The organism is Pseudoalteromonas sp. Of7M-16 (assembly GCF_022347805.1).
GTDB classification, from domain to species: Bacteria; Pseudomonadota; Gammaproteobacteria; order Enterobacterales; family Alteromonadaceae; genus Pseudoalteromonas; species Pseudoalteromonas luteoviolacea_F.
The window spans coordinates 100265-118417 of the sequence record NZ_JAKRFY010000007.1; the positions used below are offsets into that span (position 1 = coordinate 100265).

At 43.5% G+C, this 18153-nt stretch carries 14 protein-coding genes; 8 read left to right on the plus strand and 6 right to left on the minus strand.

Annotated features, from left to right (window positions below; translation table 11 throughout):
- The first annotated feature begins 50 nt into the window (after window positions 1-50).
- The 3 genes from creD (at window position 51) to MHN81_RS09160 (ending at window position 2673) form a co-directional block, all read left to right on the plus strand.
- Complete coding sequence (gene creD / locus MHN81_RS09150) at window positions 51-1403, plus strand: cell envelope integrity protein CreD (RefSeq protein ID WP_239425584.1); 1353 nt, start codon at window positions 51-53, stop codon at window positions 1401-1403.
- Between the two features lie 107 nt (window positions 1404-1510).
- Complete coding sequence (locus MHN81_RS09155) at window positions 1511-2149, plus strand: LysE family translocator (protein ID WP_239425585.1); 639 nt, start codon at window positions 1511-1513, stop codon at window positions 2147-2149.
- Between the two features lie 14 nt (window positions 2150-2163).
- On the plus strand, window positions 2164-2673 hold the full coding sequence (locus tag MHN81_RS09160; RefSeq protein ID WP_023402062.1) for a GNAT family N-acetyltransferase: 510 nt from the start codon (window positions 2164-2166) through the stop codon (window positions 2671-2673).
- A gap of 200 nt (window positions 2674-2873) precedes the next feature.
- On the opposite strand, the gene MHN81_RS09165 is transcribed toward MHN81_RS09160, so the two are convergent.
- Both MHN81_RS09165 and MHN81_RS09170 read right to left on the minus strand, forming a co-directional pair.
- On the minus strand, window positions 2874-3563 hold the full coding sequence (locus MHN81_RS09165; protein WP_239425586.1) for a tRNA (adenine(22)-N(1))-methyltransferase TrmK: 690 nt from the start codon (window positions 3561-3563) through the stop codon (window positions 2874-2876).
- 2 nt (window positions 3564-3565) lie between these two features.
- A complete protein-coding gene (locus MHN81_RS09170) occupies window positions 3566-4171 on the minus strand; it encodes a TetR/AcrR family transcriptional regulator (protein WP_239425587.1) in 606 nt (201 codons plus the stop codon).
- A gap of 191 nt (window positions 4172-4362) precedes the next feature.
- Here MHN81_RS09170 and MHN81_RS09175 point away from each other — a divergent pair, with 191 nt between their 5' ends.
- From MHN81_RS09175 to MHN81_RS09185, 3 genes are read left to right on the plus strand one after another with little or no spacing between them, the layout of a single operon-like run.
- Window positions 4363-5403, plus strand: coding sequence for an MBL fold metallo-hydrolase (locus MHN81_RS09175; protein ID WP_023402065.1), 1041 nt, complete (start codon window positions 4363-4365; stop codon window positions 5401-5403).
- A gap of 60 nt (window positions 5404-5463) precedes the next feature.
- Window positions 5464-5826, plus strand: coding sequence for a nuclear transport factor 2 family protein (locus tag MHN81_RS09180; protein ID WP_239425588.1), 363 nt, complete (start codon window positions 5464-5466; stop codon window positions 5824-5826).
- 26 nt (window positions 5827-5852) lie between these two features.
- On the plus strand, window positions 5853-6272 hold the full coding sequence (locus MHN81_RS09185) for a hypothetical protein (RefSeq protein ID WP_036977338.1): 420 nt from the start codon (window positions 5853-5855) through the stop codon (window positions 6270-6272).
- Window positions 6273-6303: 31 nt separating this feature from the next.
- Here MHN81_RS09185 and MHN81_RS09190 read toward each other — a convergent pair whose 3' ends face one another.
- Window positions 6304-7149 carry an ADP-ribosylglycohydrolase family protein gene (locus MHN81_RS09190; protein WP_239425589.1) on the minus strand — a complete coding sequence of 282 codons (846 nt, stop codon included), beginning with the start codon at window positions 7147-7149 and terminating at the stop codon, window positions 6304-6306.
- 545 nt (window positions 7150-7694) lie between these two features.
- On the opposite strand from MHN81_RS09190, the gene MHN81_RS09195 reads away from it, so the two are divergent.
- Window positions 7695-8636: a glycerophosphodiester phosphodiesterase family protein gene (locus MHN81_RS09195; RefSeq protein ID WP_023402069.1), complete on the plus strand. Its 942-nt coding sequence runs from the start codon at window positions 7695-7697 to the stop codon at window positions 8634-8636.
- 55 nt (window positions 8637-8691) lie between these two features.
- On the opposite strand, the gene MHN81_RS09200 is transcribed toward MHN81_RS09195, so the two are convergent.
- Entirely contained in the window at window positions 8692-10482 is a 1791-nt protein-coding gene (locus MHN81_RS09200; protein WP_023402070.1) for a sulfite reductase subunit alpha, read from the minus strand.
- Window positions 10483-10495: 13 nt separating this feature from the next.
- Window positions 10496-15925, minus strand: coding sequence for a glutamate synthase-related protein (locus tag MHN81_RS09205; protein ID WP_239425590.1), 5430 nt, complete (start codon window positions 15923-15925; stop codon window positions 10496-10498).
- Window positions 15926-16474: 549 nt separating this feature from the next.
- Between MHN81_RS09205 and trpS the strand changes: the two genes are divergently transcribed.
- Window positions 16475-17473 carry a tryptophan--tRNA ligase gene (gene trpS, locus MHN81_RS09210; protein WP_023402072.1) on the plus strand — a complete coding sequence of 333 codons (999 nt, stop codon included), beginning with the start codon at window positions 16475-16477 and terminating at the stop codon, window positions 17471-17473.
- A gap of 76 nt (window positions 17474-17549) precedes the next feature.
- Here trpS and vioE read toward each other — a convergent pair whose 3' ends face one another.
- Window positions 17550-18152, minus strand: coding sequence for a violacein biosynthesis enzyme VioE (gene vioE, locus MHN81_RS09215; protein ID WP_023402073.1), 603 nt, complete (start codon window positions 18150-18152; stop codon window positions 17550-17552).
- Window position 18153 lies beyond the last annotated feature (1 nt).

Below are 18153 nucleotides of genomic sequence, written 5' to 3' on the forward strand. Positions count from 1 at the left end.
AGTAAGCCAAATAAGGTTATTAGACTGTTGGTAAACTTGAGGAGTTAATCATGAATAACCAAAACAAAGAAAAAATGGGCGTAAAGTTTGCGACCTTAATCGGGATTATTATCTTTCTGATGATACCTTTGATTCTGATAAAAGACTTGATTGATGAGCGCAGCCAAATGCAGCAACAGGTCAAGCGGGAGATAGCTAAAAGCAGTAGCGATGAGCAACGTTTAATCGGTCCATTTTTATATATCGAATTTGAGCGAGAAGTCGAGCTGCAAAATGAAACCAAGGTGATTAAGGACAAAGCCTTTGTGTTACCTGAAACGCTTAAAATACACAGCAAATTAGATACATTTGAAAAATACCGGAGTATTTATAAAGCGACCTTGTATCGCTCTATCAACACCATCTCAGGTGAGTTCTCGGTTGCTCATCTACACGCACTGCGAGCAGAGCAAGTGGTAAGTGCAAGCCTGGTATTTGGTATCGAGGACATTAGAGGTATCGGGTTAGATTCAATATTAAAAGTGTCTGGCCAAGAAGTAGATATATTACCGGGGTCACTTTTAAACAGTATTCAAGAGGGCGTACACGCGCCAATCTCAGTGTCGCAATTGGCGAATGAGACTTTAACCTTTTCAGCAGATCTGCATTTACAAGGGATGACACGGCTTTCAGTGTCGCCGCTTGGCAGTGAAACGCATTTGAGTATGTCTGCCAACTGGCCTCACCCAAGTTTTGAAGGTGAATATTTGCCTTTGAGCTCTGAAATCAGTGGCGAGTCATTTACAGCACGCTGGCAGGCGAGTTATTTCTCCACCAATATGCAAAGCATTTTTACTAATTGTGTCATGCGCAGTCAATGTCAGATGTTATACAGCAGAACTATGGGGGTTGCATTAGTAGATCCGGTCGACCACTATTTGAAAAGTCATCGAGCAATCAATTATGCCTTACTGGTCATTTTGTTGGTAATGGCAAGCTTTTTCCTGCTCGAGCTGGTGCGTTCAGAGCCGATCCATCCTGTGCAATATGGCTTTGTCGGACTTGCGTTAGCCATCTTCTATCTACTCCTTATCTCATTAAGTGAGCATCTCGGATTTGGCGCTGCTTATCTAATTTCCACGTTAAGTGCGACAGGTTTACTTGGCTGGTATGTTACCGGGATACTCAAAAGTTTAAAACTAGGGCTCTACTTCAGTGCCGGTCTAATCATGTTGTATAGCCTGCTCTATAGTATGTTAGGTGCAGAAGATTATGCACTATTGATGGGCAGCTTAATGTGTTTTATGGTGTTGTCTTTGGTAATGATTTTAACACGCAAAGTGAATTGGTATGGCCATGCTCGTAGTCAGCAAAGTGCCTCAGAAGCCACTACAAATATTAAAAATCAGTCCCCTGCGACTTAGCGAGGATCAGGGCCAATAAAATCAATAATTAAAGGTGATTTATTTAGATAGACAATGTGTGGCAAAATTGTCGGTTTTTTGCAGCAATAATGATGGAGATTGTATAAATGCTAGAGCTTTCGATTTTGCCACTGTTTGCCATGACGTGCTTACTTCTTGCGATTTCACCTGGGCCTGATTTGGTGTTGATTTCGGCTTACTCTTCAGGGCAAGGTTTTTTGGCTGGGGTGAGGATATCACTGGGAATTTTTATTGCGGGCCTGTTGCAAACATTGGGTGTTGCTTTAGGCTTAGGTCAATTAATGCAACAGTTTCCACCGTTAATAATGCTGGTAAAATTACTCGGCGCCTTATATCTAGCTTGGCTTGGCGTGAATATGCTAAAAACTTGGTGGATAAATAAAAAACAAACACAAGCGTCCGTTAAAGCCACACCTTTGTCTTCTCGAAACCTTCTTATCAAAGGGTTTTTAAATAATTTAATGAACCCTAAAGCCATTTTGTTTTTTAGCGTGTTTTTAGTTCAATTTACAAATGATACGCAGCCTATGGTGCCTCAAATCATCACCTTAGGTGTACTACTATGTACAATCGTTTTGCTAGTTAACTTTGCTTTTTCTATTATTTTCAGCAAAGTAGCGAGCATTTTTGCTGGCAAATTTAAACTTGCGCAACACTTTGACGGTATTCTAGGCACGTTATTCCTAGCACTAGCAGCGAGACTGGCGCTCTCAAAAGAACATTAATTTGGATGATATACATGACAACAATAACAACATTAGAAACAGAGCGGCTGAAATTAGTCGCGCCCACAACGGATAGCCTCGATGCCTATTTACAGTTTTATACCGACGCAGGCGCATCAAAAATGTACGGTGGCCCCATCGAACCGGCGCAAGTACTGGCAAGGCTTAAAGCCGATTTAGGTTGTTGGTATTTGTATGGTTTCGGCGTGTGGGTCGTGCAGGAAAAAGCAACGGGAAAGTATATTGGTACATGTGGCTTTTGGCGTGGTTACAACTGGCCAACTGAACTGACATGGTGGTTGCTACCCGAAGGTCGTGGCAAAGGCTATGCCGTTGAAGCGTCAGAAGCCGCGATAAAACATGCATATGACGAGCTGAATTTTGAACATGTGCAAACGTATATGAATGACGATAATGCCCCCGCTCGCGCTTTAGTAGAGCGTTTGGGTGGTGTTAAAACGGATAGAATGTGTTTCCCTGACGGCCTATATCGGGATATTTATACGATAAACGCCCCTCAATAACAAACACCTGAGCAACAAAAAGCGATGCAACGAGTAATATCCGATACGGGGCGTAATTTTGCGCCAATTACCGGCGCGTTGTTTTCTCTTGGCTACTTTTTGATACTGTGGCCAGTTACACTCATATGTTCATGGTTAAAGCGGCAATATGTTAGGCATGTATATCGTAGTTAAATATTTCTAAAAGGCGACGTAAAGGATTACTCGGCTATGAGCTCAACATTTTCATAGGCTGCAACAATGGCAGAGACATCGCCACTACCTTGGTCTATACGCTTATAGTGTGCAATGGTTTTACTGAGGTATTCTGATGCCACAGCACGGGTTTGCTCGTCACGGTAATACCAAATTTTTTCACCAACAGACGAGATGTCGTCAAATACTGTTTGGCGACCTGCTTTATTTGATAGTTTTAGCAACTCGTAATGGCGTTTGTTTTCTTTGATCAATACTTCGTCGATTAAACGTAGTTCAAGACTATTGAGATCTTGCCTCAATGCATATAAATGATGCACAGGGCAGAGCAAAAACTCGATGTTTGCATTAGGGTGATCGGCTAGTATTTGTTTCACAAAGGCACTACATAGATCGCCGCCTACACCTGCAATAATCACTAAGTGTTTGCCTTGCTTTTCACTTAGTGGCAACTTGGCGACATCCAAACAATGGGTTTGCCACTGGTCGCTTTTGTGTGGATAGAATTGCTGTAATTTCGTTTCCAGGGCTTGCATCAAGTGCGGCACAATGTCGACAAAGTGAATTTTAGCATTGAGGCCTTTATCGAGCAGGTCGGCACCAAGTAGGCCGTGATCGCAGCAGCAATCCCATATATGGGTATAGTGGTCATCAACCAATGCACTTATTTGAGCAAGTCGTTTACCCAGCTTCATTTTTATTTACCACCTTTGACTTGGTAGCGAGCTAGAAATGTATCCACTGTCTCTTCAATGATTTTATCTTCGGTAATATGGGCATCCATCTCAAAACCATACAGACGTGGGTAGAATATGAATGATTTAAGTTGAAAGACAAACTGCTTGGTCGCAAATGTAATATCGTCTATTTCAAGTTGCTCAGCCGCAATTGCATGATTTATGAAGGTTTCAAAATAGCGCATACAACCGACTTTGGTGTTATTCAAATGTGCTGCCATATCAGGATTTTGCAGTAACTCTAAAAACGCAACCCGGGCGATACGTAAAAAGGGTGCTGAAGTCAGCATTTTTGCTTCGGAGCGTGCAATCTCTATAAGCTGTTGGCGCATACTTTTGTCATTTGTATAGATCAACTCCTGCTCTTGAGTTACTTGGCCGAGCATGTTTTCGATCACGGCATAAAGAAGCGCTTCTTTGCTATCAAAATGATTGTAAACCGTACGTTTTGATACTTCGGCAGTTTGTGCCACCAAATCCATACTGGTTTGTTGTGCTCCATGTTCAGCGAATAAAAGCTCTGCTGCTTGAATGATTTGCAGACGTTTTTTTTCGGACAGCTTCATTGTTAACTCCTCATTTTGACGAGGCTAGTGTAGCTGAATTTAAAAAAAGTTGCACTGCATAGTTTACTTTTTATATTGGATGTGAAAAACTGCACCGTGTAGTTTACTTTTGGTGATGGCAAATGAAAGCTAGATATAAAATCTCCCTTTTTGCAGCAGTATTATTTGGATTAACGGTTGGAGGATGCACTATGGTTTCAAACTTAGATGCACAAGTGAATGAAGCGGGTTATTACTCAACACAGTTTAAAGCGGGTAAATTTCATAATAGTAATGAAACTGAGCAGCCCAACATGAGAAAAACCCTAGGCATTTTCTGGCGTTATATTACTGAAACTAAACAGTCGCCGGTGCCGAGTAAGCCTTTACCTATGGTACAGCAGAGCACATCTATGCTGACTCAGTTGTCTGATACACAAATCCATATGATAAAACTGGGTCATTCATCGGTATTACTGAAAGTGTACGGCAAGTATTGGCTGCTTGATCCGGTATTTTCAAAGCGCGCTTCGCCTTTCAGCTTTGCAGGTCCTGAACGTTTTCAAGACACGCCTATTTCCCTTGAAGACTTGCCGCCCATTGAACGCATTCTGATCTCTCATAATCACTACGATCATTTGGACAAAGACAGTGTATTGGCGCTCATAGACAAAACTAAAGAAATTTTTGTACCACTTGGCGTTGAAGGTGACCTAAAACAATGGGGTGTTGATGACATTAAGGTCAAGGCATTTGACTGGTGGCAAGAGCACACGGACAACAATAGCCTAGTATCATTTGTACCAACTCAACACTTCTCCGGTAGAGGATTGGGAGATAGCAATAAAACACTGTGGGGGTCATGGGTTATTAAGGCTGGCGATCAAAGTATCTATTTCAGTGGCGACTCCGGTTATTTTGATGGATTTAAAGAAATTGGTCGTCGCTATGGGCCATTCAATTATACCTTCATTGAAACTGGTGCATATGACAAAGATTGGGCAGATATCCACATGACCCCAGAGCAGAGCGTGCAGGCGCATCTCGACTTAAATGGTGAGGTCATGTTCCCTATTCACAATGGAACATTCGATTTGGCTTTCCACTCATGGTACGACCCGCTTGAGCGTGTGAGCAAAGCGGCTGAGCATGAGCAGGTGACAATAAACACGCCGATTGTAGGGGAAGTGATCACGGCCGGCACGCCTCATAACAATGCCTTTTGGTGGAAATCTCTGATGTCGAAAGGTTAACAGCCACGTTTTGTTTGTATAATATACCGGTCCAAAGCAACCTCGTTTTGGACCAGACCTATGTATACAGAAATAGAACAAACCACCATTGATATTGTCGACCGACAGCTTGAAGCCTATAACAATCAAGATATCGACGCATTTGCAGCGACTTATAGTGAAGACGTAGAAATTTACCAATCTCAAACTTTGGTCTTCAAAGGAAAGCAAGCGCTCATTGAGCGTTATGGCAAAAAGTTTTCAAGCCTTAGTTACTTACATGCTTCTTCTTTGACGCGTATTGTTCAGGGGCACTTTTTAATCGATCATGAGCTGGCTCAATCGTCAACTCTACCCAGTAAAGAGATTGATCATAGCGTCAAAGTGGTTGCTGCATACGAAGTAAAAGATGGCCTTATCTGTAAAGTCACTTTTATGGGCTAATATTTAGATCATTCGCAGCATTTACAGTGTTGTTGATATTGATTATTATTATCAATATCAACGGCCAAATTACCTTCAGGATGAATTATCAACAGCTAATTGCTAAAGACGCTTTTGAAAAAGCGTATCAAAACGCAAGTGCGGAATTTGCAGTGCAGGCAATGATCCTTAAACATAGCCCTGCCAATATTGATAACTTGGCCGCCTACATAGATGCTGGGCGCAAATTTGTAGAAGTGTGCCTAAAAGGCGGTGACCAGCTACATGTTACTCATTTAAAAATGTGGATTAGGCGTAATTTGGTATTAAATTATGGCCGAGGCGCAGCTAATTTGTCTTTTCAAAATATGTGTCTAGCTGAGCTTATGTATTTAGATAAACAACTCAAAACAGTATTTGCCAATTATGGCAATAATATCACCCCCTTGTTGCCGCAAGTGAGGTGATATTAAAAACAAACGCGTTTAAATATGGGCGTTATGAAAGGCTGTTTATGGTGCGCTTTAATTGTGCTGACAGCTGAATTAAGTAATCTCGACCATACTGGTTGTTTTCAAGCTCTGTGAATAAAAAAGCAGGTAAATCATTAACATAGTCTTCATTTAGACTTGCAATACCCAGAGCGCATGCTGCAACAGTGTCAACATCACCGCCAAAAGCGACTGATTGAGTGAGTATTTCAGAGAAACTGCGTGCTTTAACTAAAACGGTGAGCAAGGCGTTTACGGTTTCATGACCGCAACAAGCGACCTCTTTATTCCAGTTAATATCCCACTTAATATCGGTATGAGATTGAACAAAATTAGCGACTTGCTGTTTGGGTCCAAGTTGATAGAAAAAGTAGTGACTAGCTAGTGCGACAGCTTGAGAAGAATTAATACCGACAGGTGTGTTGTGAGTCACACAAGCCTGTAGCTTTGCCTTGTTGAGAACATCGTCAATATTGGGAAACAATCCTATTGGGACTGAACGCATTGCTGCACCATTGGCTGTGCTATTGGGCTTTATTTTTGCCAAAAATTCATCAGCGGATTCAATTGACTCCAAAAAGGCATAAAACCCTTTTGAATACCCAAGTCGCTTGTCCCGTTTAAAACACTCAACAAACTTTCGTGTAATACTTTCCTTAGTCCATGGTTCAGAGCTTACTATGAGTTCTGCTAACGCAATCGACATTTGTGTGTCGTCTGTATAATGGCCTGGCGCAATACCTAAACCGTGTTCATGGTAGGCTGTCAGGTTATTATAGTTTGTAACTTTTTCTTTGCTAGCAAACTCAAAGCCAGCACCGTAAGCGTCACCGATAGCGATTTCTAGTAACATGTAACTTCCTCTATTTGTTCCATCAGTAAATTTTCTACCTTTGTCATTGTTGAGCAGGCCGCTTAGCTTTTTAAACAAGTAAAAAGTGAAAGTTTGATTTTCTTTTATCGAGCCTGAGTTGCAGATCATAAAGGTTAGGGATTAGCACTTAACAGCGATACTCAAAATGTGACCCATTTGACTAATGACACTCTATTTAATAATTCAGGGTGCAATTTAGTACGTTGGAAACTTGCTTTGCACTTACTTTATCAAAATCAAAAACAATCATTGTTATGATGTAGGGCAGCATGAGCAAACCAAAAAGCCTATCAACAACGCTTTTTCATCACAAATACGCCTCACTAAATAACGACCAATATCGTTTAGAGAGGCTTGTTTTTCTTATGGGTATTTTTATCATTGCTATGAATAAAAATAAAGCACCTTCTGTTGCCATTAGGGGCTACTGTAACATTTGTGCCCAGATAAGGGGTTTGATAATTCCTTCAGCAAGACATTTTTGTTAAAATAGTGCGCTTAAAAGCTTATTTTTGAGGAGTTTCATGAAACACTGGGCTGTACGTATATCCGTCTTAATACTTATCATATTGGTTGCTAGGCAACCTGACCTTGAACTGGATCATCAAGGAAAAATCATTTCGTATAAAGGATTAGTACAACCAACGGATTATTCAGGTGTAACAAATGAAACTTGCACAGCACGCCGACTAGCTTCCGTTGAGCACCCATATATTGAAAACACAATACCTGCGATAGGCAAAGCATTTAAGCTAGGTGCAGACACAGTACACTTAAACATTCATGCTACGACGGACAAACAATTGGCTGTGTTTCATGATTGGACGTTAGATTGCAGAACTAATGGCGAAGGGGTGACGTCTAAGCAAACAATGGAACACCTCAGAACACTCGATGCTGGGTATGGCTACCGTGTTGGCGAAGAGGAAACCTATCCATTAAGAGGTAAAGGGGTAGGGCTGATACCTTCTCTTGCAGATGTACTTGAGCAGTTTCCTGAAAAGTCATTTCTACTCAATCTAAAAACAGCAGGGCCAGATGCCGTTGAAGTGCTTAAGAGTCATTTGGAAAAGCTTTCTGAAGCGCAGCGCAATCGTTTAAGCTTTATTGGTCTTCAAAGTGTGTCTGAAGGGATCATAGAAAAATTCCCAAACCAAAAGACGTACTCAAAAGAAGTTGGTAAGCGCTGTTTAGTGAAATATATCTTTATTGGTTGGTCTCGTTACTATCCAAAATCTTGTGCCAATACAACTCTGGTGTTACCTGAGCAATTTGGTCGCATCTTGTGGGGGTGGCCTGATCAATTTGCTGCGCGTGCCCAGCAAAACGGCAGCGAAGTATACTTATATCAAACCAAGCAACCTTATTCCAAAGAAAGCGATTTTAGAAAGCAGGGGATCGGTTTATTTACCGCAGATATGTATGGCTTAGCTGAGGCGGCAAAAAGCCAAGAAGCCAATAAGTAGGTCAACTGACGTTGATTAAATAGTGAAGAGGCCGCAAGTTGCAGCCTCTTTTTCATTAATACACGTCTCTGACATAACGCTTTTGTTTTTTCAGGCTCGCTACGTAGGATTGAGCTTGTTCAGCATCTAAACCGCCATGTTCAGCGATCACATTATGAAGTGCTTTGTCGACGTCTTTGGCCATTCTAAATGCATCCCCACAGACATAAAAGTACGCGCCGCGTTCAAGCCATGAAAATAGCTCAGCGCCTTGTTCTTGCATTTTGTCTTGAACGTAGACTTTCTGCGTTTGATCTCGGGAAAATGCCAAGTCTAGGCGGGTTAAAATCCCAGATTGTTGCATTGCTTCTAACTCTTCTTGGTATAAAAAGTCGCACGCCTTTTGTCTATCGCCAAAAAACAGCCAGTTGTCACCAGTAGCCTGTGTCGCTGCGCGTTCTTCTAAAAAGCCTCTAAATGGCGCGATACCAGTACCAGGACCGACCATTATAATGGGGGCTGACGTGTCCTCAGGAACAGAGAAGTGCTTATTGGGTGCGAAGTAGCACTTTACCTTGTCGCCAGGTTTACAAATGTCGGCCAAAAACGTTGAACAAACGCCATTATGTGTGCGGTTGTCCTGAGTATAACGGACGCTTGCGATCGTTAAATGCACTTGGTTTTGATGTTTCTTAATACTCGAGGAGATGGAGTAGGCTCTCGGAGCAAGAGGCTTGGCGAGACGTATAAAGTCGCTGGCCGTAAATGCTGTCGGCGCATATTTTGTTAATAGGTCAACGCAATCTAGTCCCCAAAGAAAATCATTGAGACTCTGCGGATCCTCTTCTAATTTGGCAATAAATTCGGCATTGCCACTGCGTGCAGCTACCTCAGCGATAAACTCTTTACTAGGTACTCGGATCTCTAAGTGTTCACTGAAGATGGTTTGCAGTGCAAGAGTATGACCATCAAATTGTTCGTGTTGTTCTTTCCTTGCGCCGAGTATGTTGATTAACTCTTCGACCAAATCAGGCCGATTACATGGAATTAAATTGATGGCATCACCTGCGTCATAGCTCTCATTTGTATCGAGCAATGAAAATTCGTAGTGACAGGTTTCTTTGCCAGAGTCTGGTTTATTTAATGTATAGGCATTTATTAGCTCGGCTTCGAACGGGTTATCTCGATTGAATTTGGGTTTTGCCTTTTTTGTTGCTGCGGGGGGTGGACTGGGCACAACTTCACTATGTCCATTACTGCCTTTTTGCGCAATGGTTGGCAGTGTCTCTGCGATCCACTCCTGCGCTGGAGATTCAAAGGCAACATCGCAATCGACCCGCTCTGCAATCCGTGTGGCCCCCAGCGCTTCTAAGCGCTCATCCCACTGAATGCCTGCAAGACAAAAATCGTCGTAGTTGGTATCGCCAAGTGCTAATACGGAGTAATACGTATTGTCGAAACGCGGTGCGCTTTCGCTCGAGATATCGTCCCACAGAGCTTGGGCATTGTCAGGCATTTCTCCTTCACCGTAGGTACTGGTGATGACCAGCAAACGTTCGGCTTGGCTTAACTGTGTAAGGTCAGCGTCATCCATGTCAATAACAGCAGGAGACAGTCCATGGTTTTTAGCTATCTCTGCTGCTTCTTCTGCAACGCCTTCGGCATTGCCTGTTTGCGAACCATAAATAATGGTTAACGGCTTGATCTGCTGTTGTGGAGCACTGGCGGTCGAAACATGTTCTTCTTTAACTAATAACCGGGTGTGCAGCCCAGCTAAAAAGCCGCCCAGCCACTGGCGTTGATCGTCATTAAACGGAATATCTTGTGGCAAGAACGGGACTTTTTTGTTGCTTTTTAATTGTTCCATAAGGTTCTCCTAATTACGCTGCGGTTTTGACGGCTTCAGACAGTACATAGCAATAATGTGTAGCGAGCAGCTCATCGAGACTGCGGTACTCGAGCAGTGCTTTTTGCACGGCTCTATCTCTGTGCATGATCCACACACTCGTGCCTATCGCATGTGAGTCACAGACCTCTCTGAGTGAAAGCGCATCTTTGTAGTCTTGCACGCGTTTTAAAGCCAACAGGCAGCTAAGAGCCTGATCGTCATAACTGGCCAAAGCCTCTTTTGCATCTTTGGCTAGTGAATCAATCAGTTTGTGATCTAAGGTTTCAAACAAGTACTTTGCGGTGATCTCCGTATAACCCTGTGCATGTTGTTTTTTCACCAATTGCTCCGCTCTGTGAAGCACACCAGCACTACTTATATAGTTGTAAACTAATTCGGTATCGCAATCGCCGTAGCCGGGCAACTTGCCAGCGAACAGGGATGCTGCGTTACTGTGATACTTGTGATATGCAAGCTGGATAGCTTTGACAGACTTATTTGCCCAGCCGAGCGATAGCTCTTCTAGCATTGTCCGCCTATTTAATGACTGGACAATCTGTTTCGCGCAGTGGTACTGATAAAGTGCGTTTGGAATAAGCACATAAAAGTGTTGCTTAGCGGATTGCCAATTATCTATTAGTGCTTGCACACGTGGTGAGCCAGTAGCCGCGAGGTGATCGTGCAAATGTTGCAACAGCGCCAGTTCCTGTCCGCGATTTAGTTCATCGTCCGTGGCCAAACACAGCGCCGAAACGGAGTCTTGCGAGCACAGTTCACTAATTTGACCCGATGGATCATATTGATATGCGGTTCCGCCACTCATGCCATTGCCAAACCCTTTACCATAAGCGCCTAGGTTGACGATGGCACCATTGGTCATATATTCACAGCAAAAATCGCCCACACCTTCTACAACCGCGACCGCGCCGGAGTTTCTTACTCCAAATCGGTCGCCTGCCTGACCGCAAACATAGAGCTGTCCGCCAGTTGCACCAAATAGTGCGAAGTTACCAATAAGGACATTTTCATCGATATTTTTACCACTGCTGGTGATGGTGATCTGACCGCCACTGGCGCCTTTGCCAACCCCGTCGTTACAGGTTCCAATATGGCGAAGCGACATGCCTGAATTATTGAAGGCCCCGTAACTTTGACCAGCAGAGCCTGAGGTATGCAAGTTAACACTATGCGGTTTGAGTACAATACGGCCATTTTCAAGACGCATGATAGCGGGGTGGGCGTTGATATCTTTATCTGACAGTTGGTAGTTCAAAATGCGTTCAATATCGATTGCCAATTGACCTGCGACGGTTTTATTACAGTTATTGAGTTTGATAGATTCACTGTCGAAGCATATCTTTTTAGTCGTTATAAACTCGCTTTGTAACTGTTTTAGCCATTTGTTATCAATATCAAAATTGGCTTCCAAATAGACTGGCGAGTCGAATTTTATCTCTTCGGCAGGCTTTAACATTGCAGTCATATCTAACTTGCCAACCATGGCAGGGTGGGAGACAAGATGCAGTAAATCTGAGCGCCCACGCACTTCAGTTAATGAGTGATAACCTATGCTGGCCAAGATCTCTCGTACTTCGTGTGCAACGTTCATAAAGTATTGTGCCAGTGCTCTCGGATCGCCTCGGTATACTTCTGGGTTGGTGGTAAGTCCCGCAGGGCACTTTAAATTACAGTTTTTAGCCATTACACATTTGAGCATCATAAGCGCTGTGGTGCCAAACTCGAATGAATCGCCGCCCAACATAGCCGATTTAACAACATCGCTACCCGTTTGATGTGCATTGGAACATCGCAGTGTGATTTTATCTCTGAGGCCGTTTTCACTGAGTGCTTGATGCACTTCGGCAATGCCAATATCTGCCGCTCGGCCAGTGTGTTTTAAGCTTGTTACTTGGGCTGCGCCTGTCCCGCCAGTGTTTCCTGCAACATTGATGACATCGGCACCAGCTTTGGCAACACCAACGGCAATCGTACCTATCCCTTCTGAAGACACGAGTTTAACAATAACCCTGACACGTGCTGCTTTGGCATCGTGGATCAGCTGGCCTAAATCCTCAATCGAGTATGTATCGTGGTGAGGTGGTGGAGAAACCAGCTCTACACCCGGTGTGCCACCGCGTGCTGCGGCTATCACGACATTGACTTTAGGCGCAGGTAACTGGCCACCTTCACCAGGTTTAGCACCTTGACCAATTTTGATTTCGATTTCTTGCAGTGCTGGGTCGGCTAAATAGCCGGTCCAAACGCCAAAGCGCCCAGAAGCAAACTGCTTTATTTTACTGGCTTTGACTGTATTGTAACGGCGAGAGTTTTCACCGCCTTCACCCGAGTTACTCATCGCACCTGCGATGTTCGTACCTTGTGCTACGGCTTCATGGGCTTTTTCAACCAGTGCTCCATGACTCATGGCACCTGAAGCGAAAGTGGCAGTGATTTCGTGGGCGGGTTGCACTTGGGCAAGGGGCACTGGCGCCACCCCTGTACAAAGTTTTCCGCACAGTTTATCTAGCGTAGAGTTGGTTCGTGTGACTATTAAGATCTTATCATTGGCTGGTAGCACCTCGTAAATTTCAGTTTTGAATAACTGGTTTAATGCCTCTGCAAGGTGCAAATTGGTATCTGGCTGATTGGCACTGTGGCTAAGCAGCCATTTATGTTGAGCGATAGGCTCTACGCTTAAACCTCTAATATTGACTTTAAAAGAACCGGAAATCTCTATCAGTTTTAAAGCATCAACAAAGGCCTGTGTGCTATCAAGGTTTGTAAAATCAAGCGGTAGAGAAAGGACATCTCGCAGTGCAGCTGGACGATGATGACGTTCAACAAGTAGGTTGTGACTGAAATCTCGATAAGCTTGTGTGATTTCAAATTGGGCTATTTGCGCGGGGGTTCTGGCTTCGTAGCCAAGATCTTTATAGCCGTCATCTTCGGGTAGAATAACGCCTGTATCTGTGGACTCGAGCTGTGACTCATCAATATATTGAATTTTTTCCTCAGTCATATTGATGTATTCACGTACGGCAGTTGTGCCAAAACTGTGGCCAGCCCCTTGGGCCCGTTCTTTAAATAAGCCGAGCACCGGAATTTGATCTTCGGCTTGAACCTCAAATACTTTTTTGTGCCATGTAATGGCGCTATCAGCAAGATCTTTAAAGCGAGCTCCACCTACAGGTGAGTGAATATTGGGAAAAATAGCTTTGAGTAGCGGATCGTGTGTGTCGATAAAGTTGGCTTCAAAGAATTCTCCACCAATGTAGCTCTCGACAGTACACAAACCAAATTTACCCATGGTTTTCATCAGTGCTTTTTCGGCGGCCTTTTGATATCTGGCAAGGGCATCAAAAACCATACCTTCGTCTTTAAATAACTCGATCGCACGATTGTAAACGGTAATAGGGCAGACTGCCGATGCGCCAAATCCCAATAGGCAAGCTATGTCATGTGTGCTCGCGGCTTGTCCGGTGTGACAAATTAAACTGGTGTTGAAACGCAGACCTTCGGCAATCAACTTTTGGTTGATAGTAGCAACGGCAAGTAGAGCAGGAATAGCCGCTTGTTGATGCGTAACATTCTGATCGCTAAGTACAATGATGTCGCAACCTTCACAGGCTAGCTGCTGTGCTCTACAAGCCAGAGTTTTGAGTGCGTCAAGTAGCTGTTGTTGATGGTCATTATGACTTGCATCAACATTGAAGAGCATTGGCAGTGTTTCGACTTTGAGTGCACTCTGCGTTGTAATTTTGGCTAAATCATGGGGTTTTAACAGTGGAGAATTAAGCACTATTTGGCGATGGCTAGTCGAGCTAATATTGGGTTTTGCCCCCAGTGCAACACGCAGCGTCATACCGTCAACTTCGCGTATGCTATCTAACGGCGGGTTAGTCACTTGGGCGAAACGCTGACTAAAATAGCGAGAAACGCCACCTTCCTCTCGAGTCAAAACATTGGGCGCAAGGCCATAGCCCATTGCCGATATTTTCTCTGAGCCATCTTGCAACATGGGATCTAGCATAAACTTAAAGCTTTCTTGGTTCATACTATAAGCGACATGTTGCGCAGTAATGTTTAAATGGGTGTTTTGCGTTATATCACTGTGCGTTACATCGGGTAATTCAGCGAGCGTGAGTCTTGCCTCATCTAGCAAGGCAGCATAGTCATGCTCTGAGGCGAGCTCTTCTAGAATTTGAGCAGTAAATTTAATCTCTTTGTGCTGATGATCAAATACGATCATACCGCCAGCTTCAATCCTTCCTCTGCGAATAATCTCCTCAGCGGGAAAGTCTATTTGACCAGCTTCACTCATTACTGCCAAATAGTCATGAGTTTCGACACTACGCAAAGGTCGTAGGCCAAGTCTGTCGAGTCTTGCACCTACCTTGACGCCATCGCCAAAAATAAAGGCGGCGGGACCATCATTTTTCTCTTCGTACAGAGAGAAATACTCGAGCATCGCACGTACAGGCTCGGACAAACTGTCATCGTTTTCCCAAGCTGGCGGCATCATAGCAAGAGCGGCAACATCAATGGGCATATCATCTTCAATGACACGTCGAGCAAGGGTTTGATCTAGCCGCGCGGAGTCTGATTGCCCAGCCGGAAAGATCAGCCGTTTGTTTTTATACTTCGCAATGGCGTTTTCACTGAGCCGGTTTTTACGGTCAGTGTTTAATTCTCCATTGTGTGCCATACGTCTAAATGGTTGGGCAAACATGGGGTTAGGGGCTGTATTGGTTGAAAATCGGGTGTGAAAAAACAGCGTGTGTATCTGTTGATCGGGATCATTGAGATCTTTGAAATAGGGGACCACTTCCCAGCTGTTCAATCGGCCTTTTAATACCTGCGTCCTTGAACTCATGGACAGGGGATATAAACCCCGAAGCTTTTGTGTGGTAAACGCATGCTGTTCTATTTCTTCAAGCGCTTGATGAATAAGAGATTCAAATAGTGCTTGACTGTGAATGTGAGCAGGGCGCAAAAAAATGACTTGTTTTACGGTTAGTTGTGCCTGCTGGCTTGCGCTATTGAGCACTGCGGCATCGGTTGCAACATCACGGGTGGTCAGTACATCTAGCTCATATTGCTGTAGTACCGTATTTATCAAAGACAATGCATCTTCTCGATTGACAGTGTCATTTGGCAGGAAAAAGTTAGCAACACCAAACTCGCCCAGCTCAAGAGCAGGTTGTTTGGTCACTTTTCTAAAAAATGTGAGAGATAAATCAATATTTACACCAGCGCCATCGCCAATTCCTTCGGCATTCATTCCACCTCTATGTGGGATCATACAAAGTGCCTGATGTGCGTGTTGGATAAGTTGGTGTGTTTTTAAGCTCTGCTTGTGAGTAATAAAGCCGACACCACAACTAGACTTATCGAGGTCTTTATCAAATAAATATCGTTTCATAGTGTACCCAATTCAGTAAAACGGGTGTGCTCATCCTAGTATTTGACTTTGAAAACGAGCTACACATTTTTTAAGCAGGCTTTCCAAGCTACTTCTTTGTGAATTTATATGCAAATGATAAATATTTGTATTCTCTTTAGTTTGGTTTTTGTGCGAGATTTTGAGGTGTTAAAATAAAATAATGTTAAGTTATGTATCTGATTTTTAAGTTGTATTTTTGAGTTTGGAACGCGGGCGATGACTTGTTGAATATTTTTCACGCTGGTGAATTTATATTGTGTTTATCAGCTTTTTATATGAGGTTTTTTGTTGTTCGAAGTTTTATTTCAAAGCCTGTTTATTTAACAAAAAATAATCTTGCTGTATACACAACCCTGTGTTAGCTTAAATCCGTTATGAATACTTTTAACTTTGAAACACTTATCAAATTTTCTTGGTGGCGCTCTTAATTGAGCGGCGCTTGAATACGTGTGTTCAACTGCTGCCGAAAGGTAAGGGTTGAACAAAAACACTGTCTCTTTCGGTAGCCAACTAAACAAGGAGACAGCTATGACACATACCATTCTTACCGGTGACAGACCAACCGGCCCTTTGCACCTTGGACATTTTGTCGGCTCACTGCAACATCGAGTTGCGCTGCAAGAACAACATAATCAAACGATTCTGATTGCCGATATGCAAGGGCTGACTGACAACGGCCACAACCCGAAAAAAATTGCCGACAATATTTTTAATGTGATGGCTGACTATTTAGCTGTAGGTATTTGCCCTACTAAGACCACCATTTGTTTGCAATCGGCACTGCCTGCTTTGGCGGAGCTTGCGATGTACTACGCAAATCTAGTGAGTGTATCGCGACTTGAGCGCAACCCAACGGTGAAGGCCGAAATTGCCAGCAAGGATTTTGGCGCATCAATCCCCGCGGGTTTCCTAAATTACCCAATCAGTCAAGCGGCTGATATAACTGCTTTTGACGCTACCTTGGTGCCAGTAGGTGAAGATCAGCTACCTATGATAGAGCTCACCAATGAAATTGTAAGAAAACTCAATAATGTTGCTGGCCAACCAGTATTGGTGGAAGCGAAACCATTGCTAAGCAAGGTGTCTCGTTTACCTGGCGTGGATGGAAAAGCAAAAATGTCTAAGTCATTGGGTAACGTCATCACTTTTGGCAGCACAGATGATGAAATAGTTAAAGCCGTGCGCGCTATGTACACAGATCCAAATCATCTGCGTGTCGAAGATCCTGGGCAGGTTGAAGGCAATGTGGTGTTTACCTACCTAGATGCATTTCATGAAGATAAGCAGTACATCGAGTCATTGAAAGCGCATTATCGACGCGGCGGGCTTGGTGACAGCAAACTAAAAGGCATATTGGTAGATTGTTTAATTAATTTAATCTCGCCCATTCGAGAGAGAAGAGCACACTATTTAGCAGATCCGCATCAGCTGAAAGCCTTGCTTAAAGCTGGCACAGAGCAAGCTGATCAAAAGTCACAGCAAGTATTAGGTAGAGTGAAAAGCGCATTTGGCTTAAGTGTTTTTTGAAAGGAATATTATGTGACCGACCACGGTTTAACTAAACGGTGGTCGGCACGCCTCATTCCCAATGCGATTGGGTGTCTTACTCAGGTTGTTTTAATGGAGTCGGTTGAAAAATTTCAGGGTCAATTTCTCGAGTATTAAAATTGGGGAAATCCCGTACCGATGCCATTTTTTGTGGATCGCCTGTAACCATTCGCAAAAGTTGATTGGTATCCGCTTTGAAATAGTAAGTGGCTGGTCCCTTATTATTAGGACGCTCAAAGTGCCAAATATCCGCTTCAGTGCCCATCACTTCACAGGTGCCTATAAACTCGGCGTTGCATAGCTCAAGTACATCTTGCATTAATATCAACTCATGGCAGGGGTCAACCTCATCGTTTAATACTTGCTCTTGAAACGAGCTTTGTTGATCCATTTGCGCACGGCTATAAGCGATTTTGGACTTAAAAGATTCATTGGTTGCCGGGTACATGATCTCCGACATCCACAATCTATGACCGGTCTTTTCTTCCGACCAAGGGTTAAACAACCCATCTATTCGACAGACATTATTGGCGTAATCAAACCAGCAATAACCAGACGTGATATGGTCTTGCGGCTGCATTGGCTGCCAGTATGAAATGTAACTGCTATTCCACTGCGTAGGTAGCTTAGGGGGATGCTTTTGTTTTTGCAGATCCATA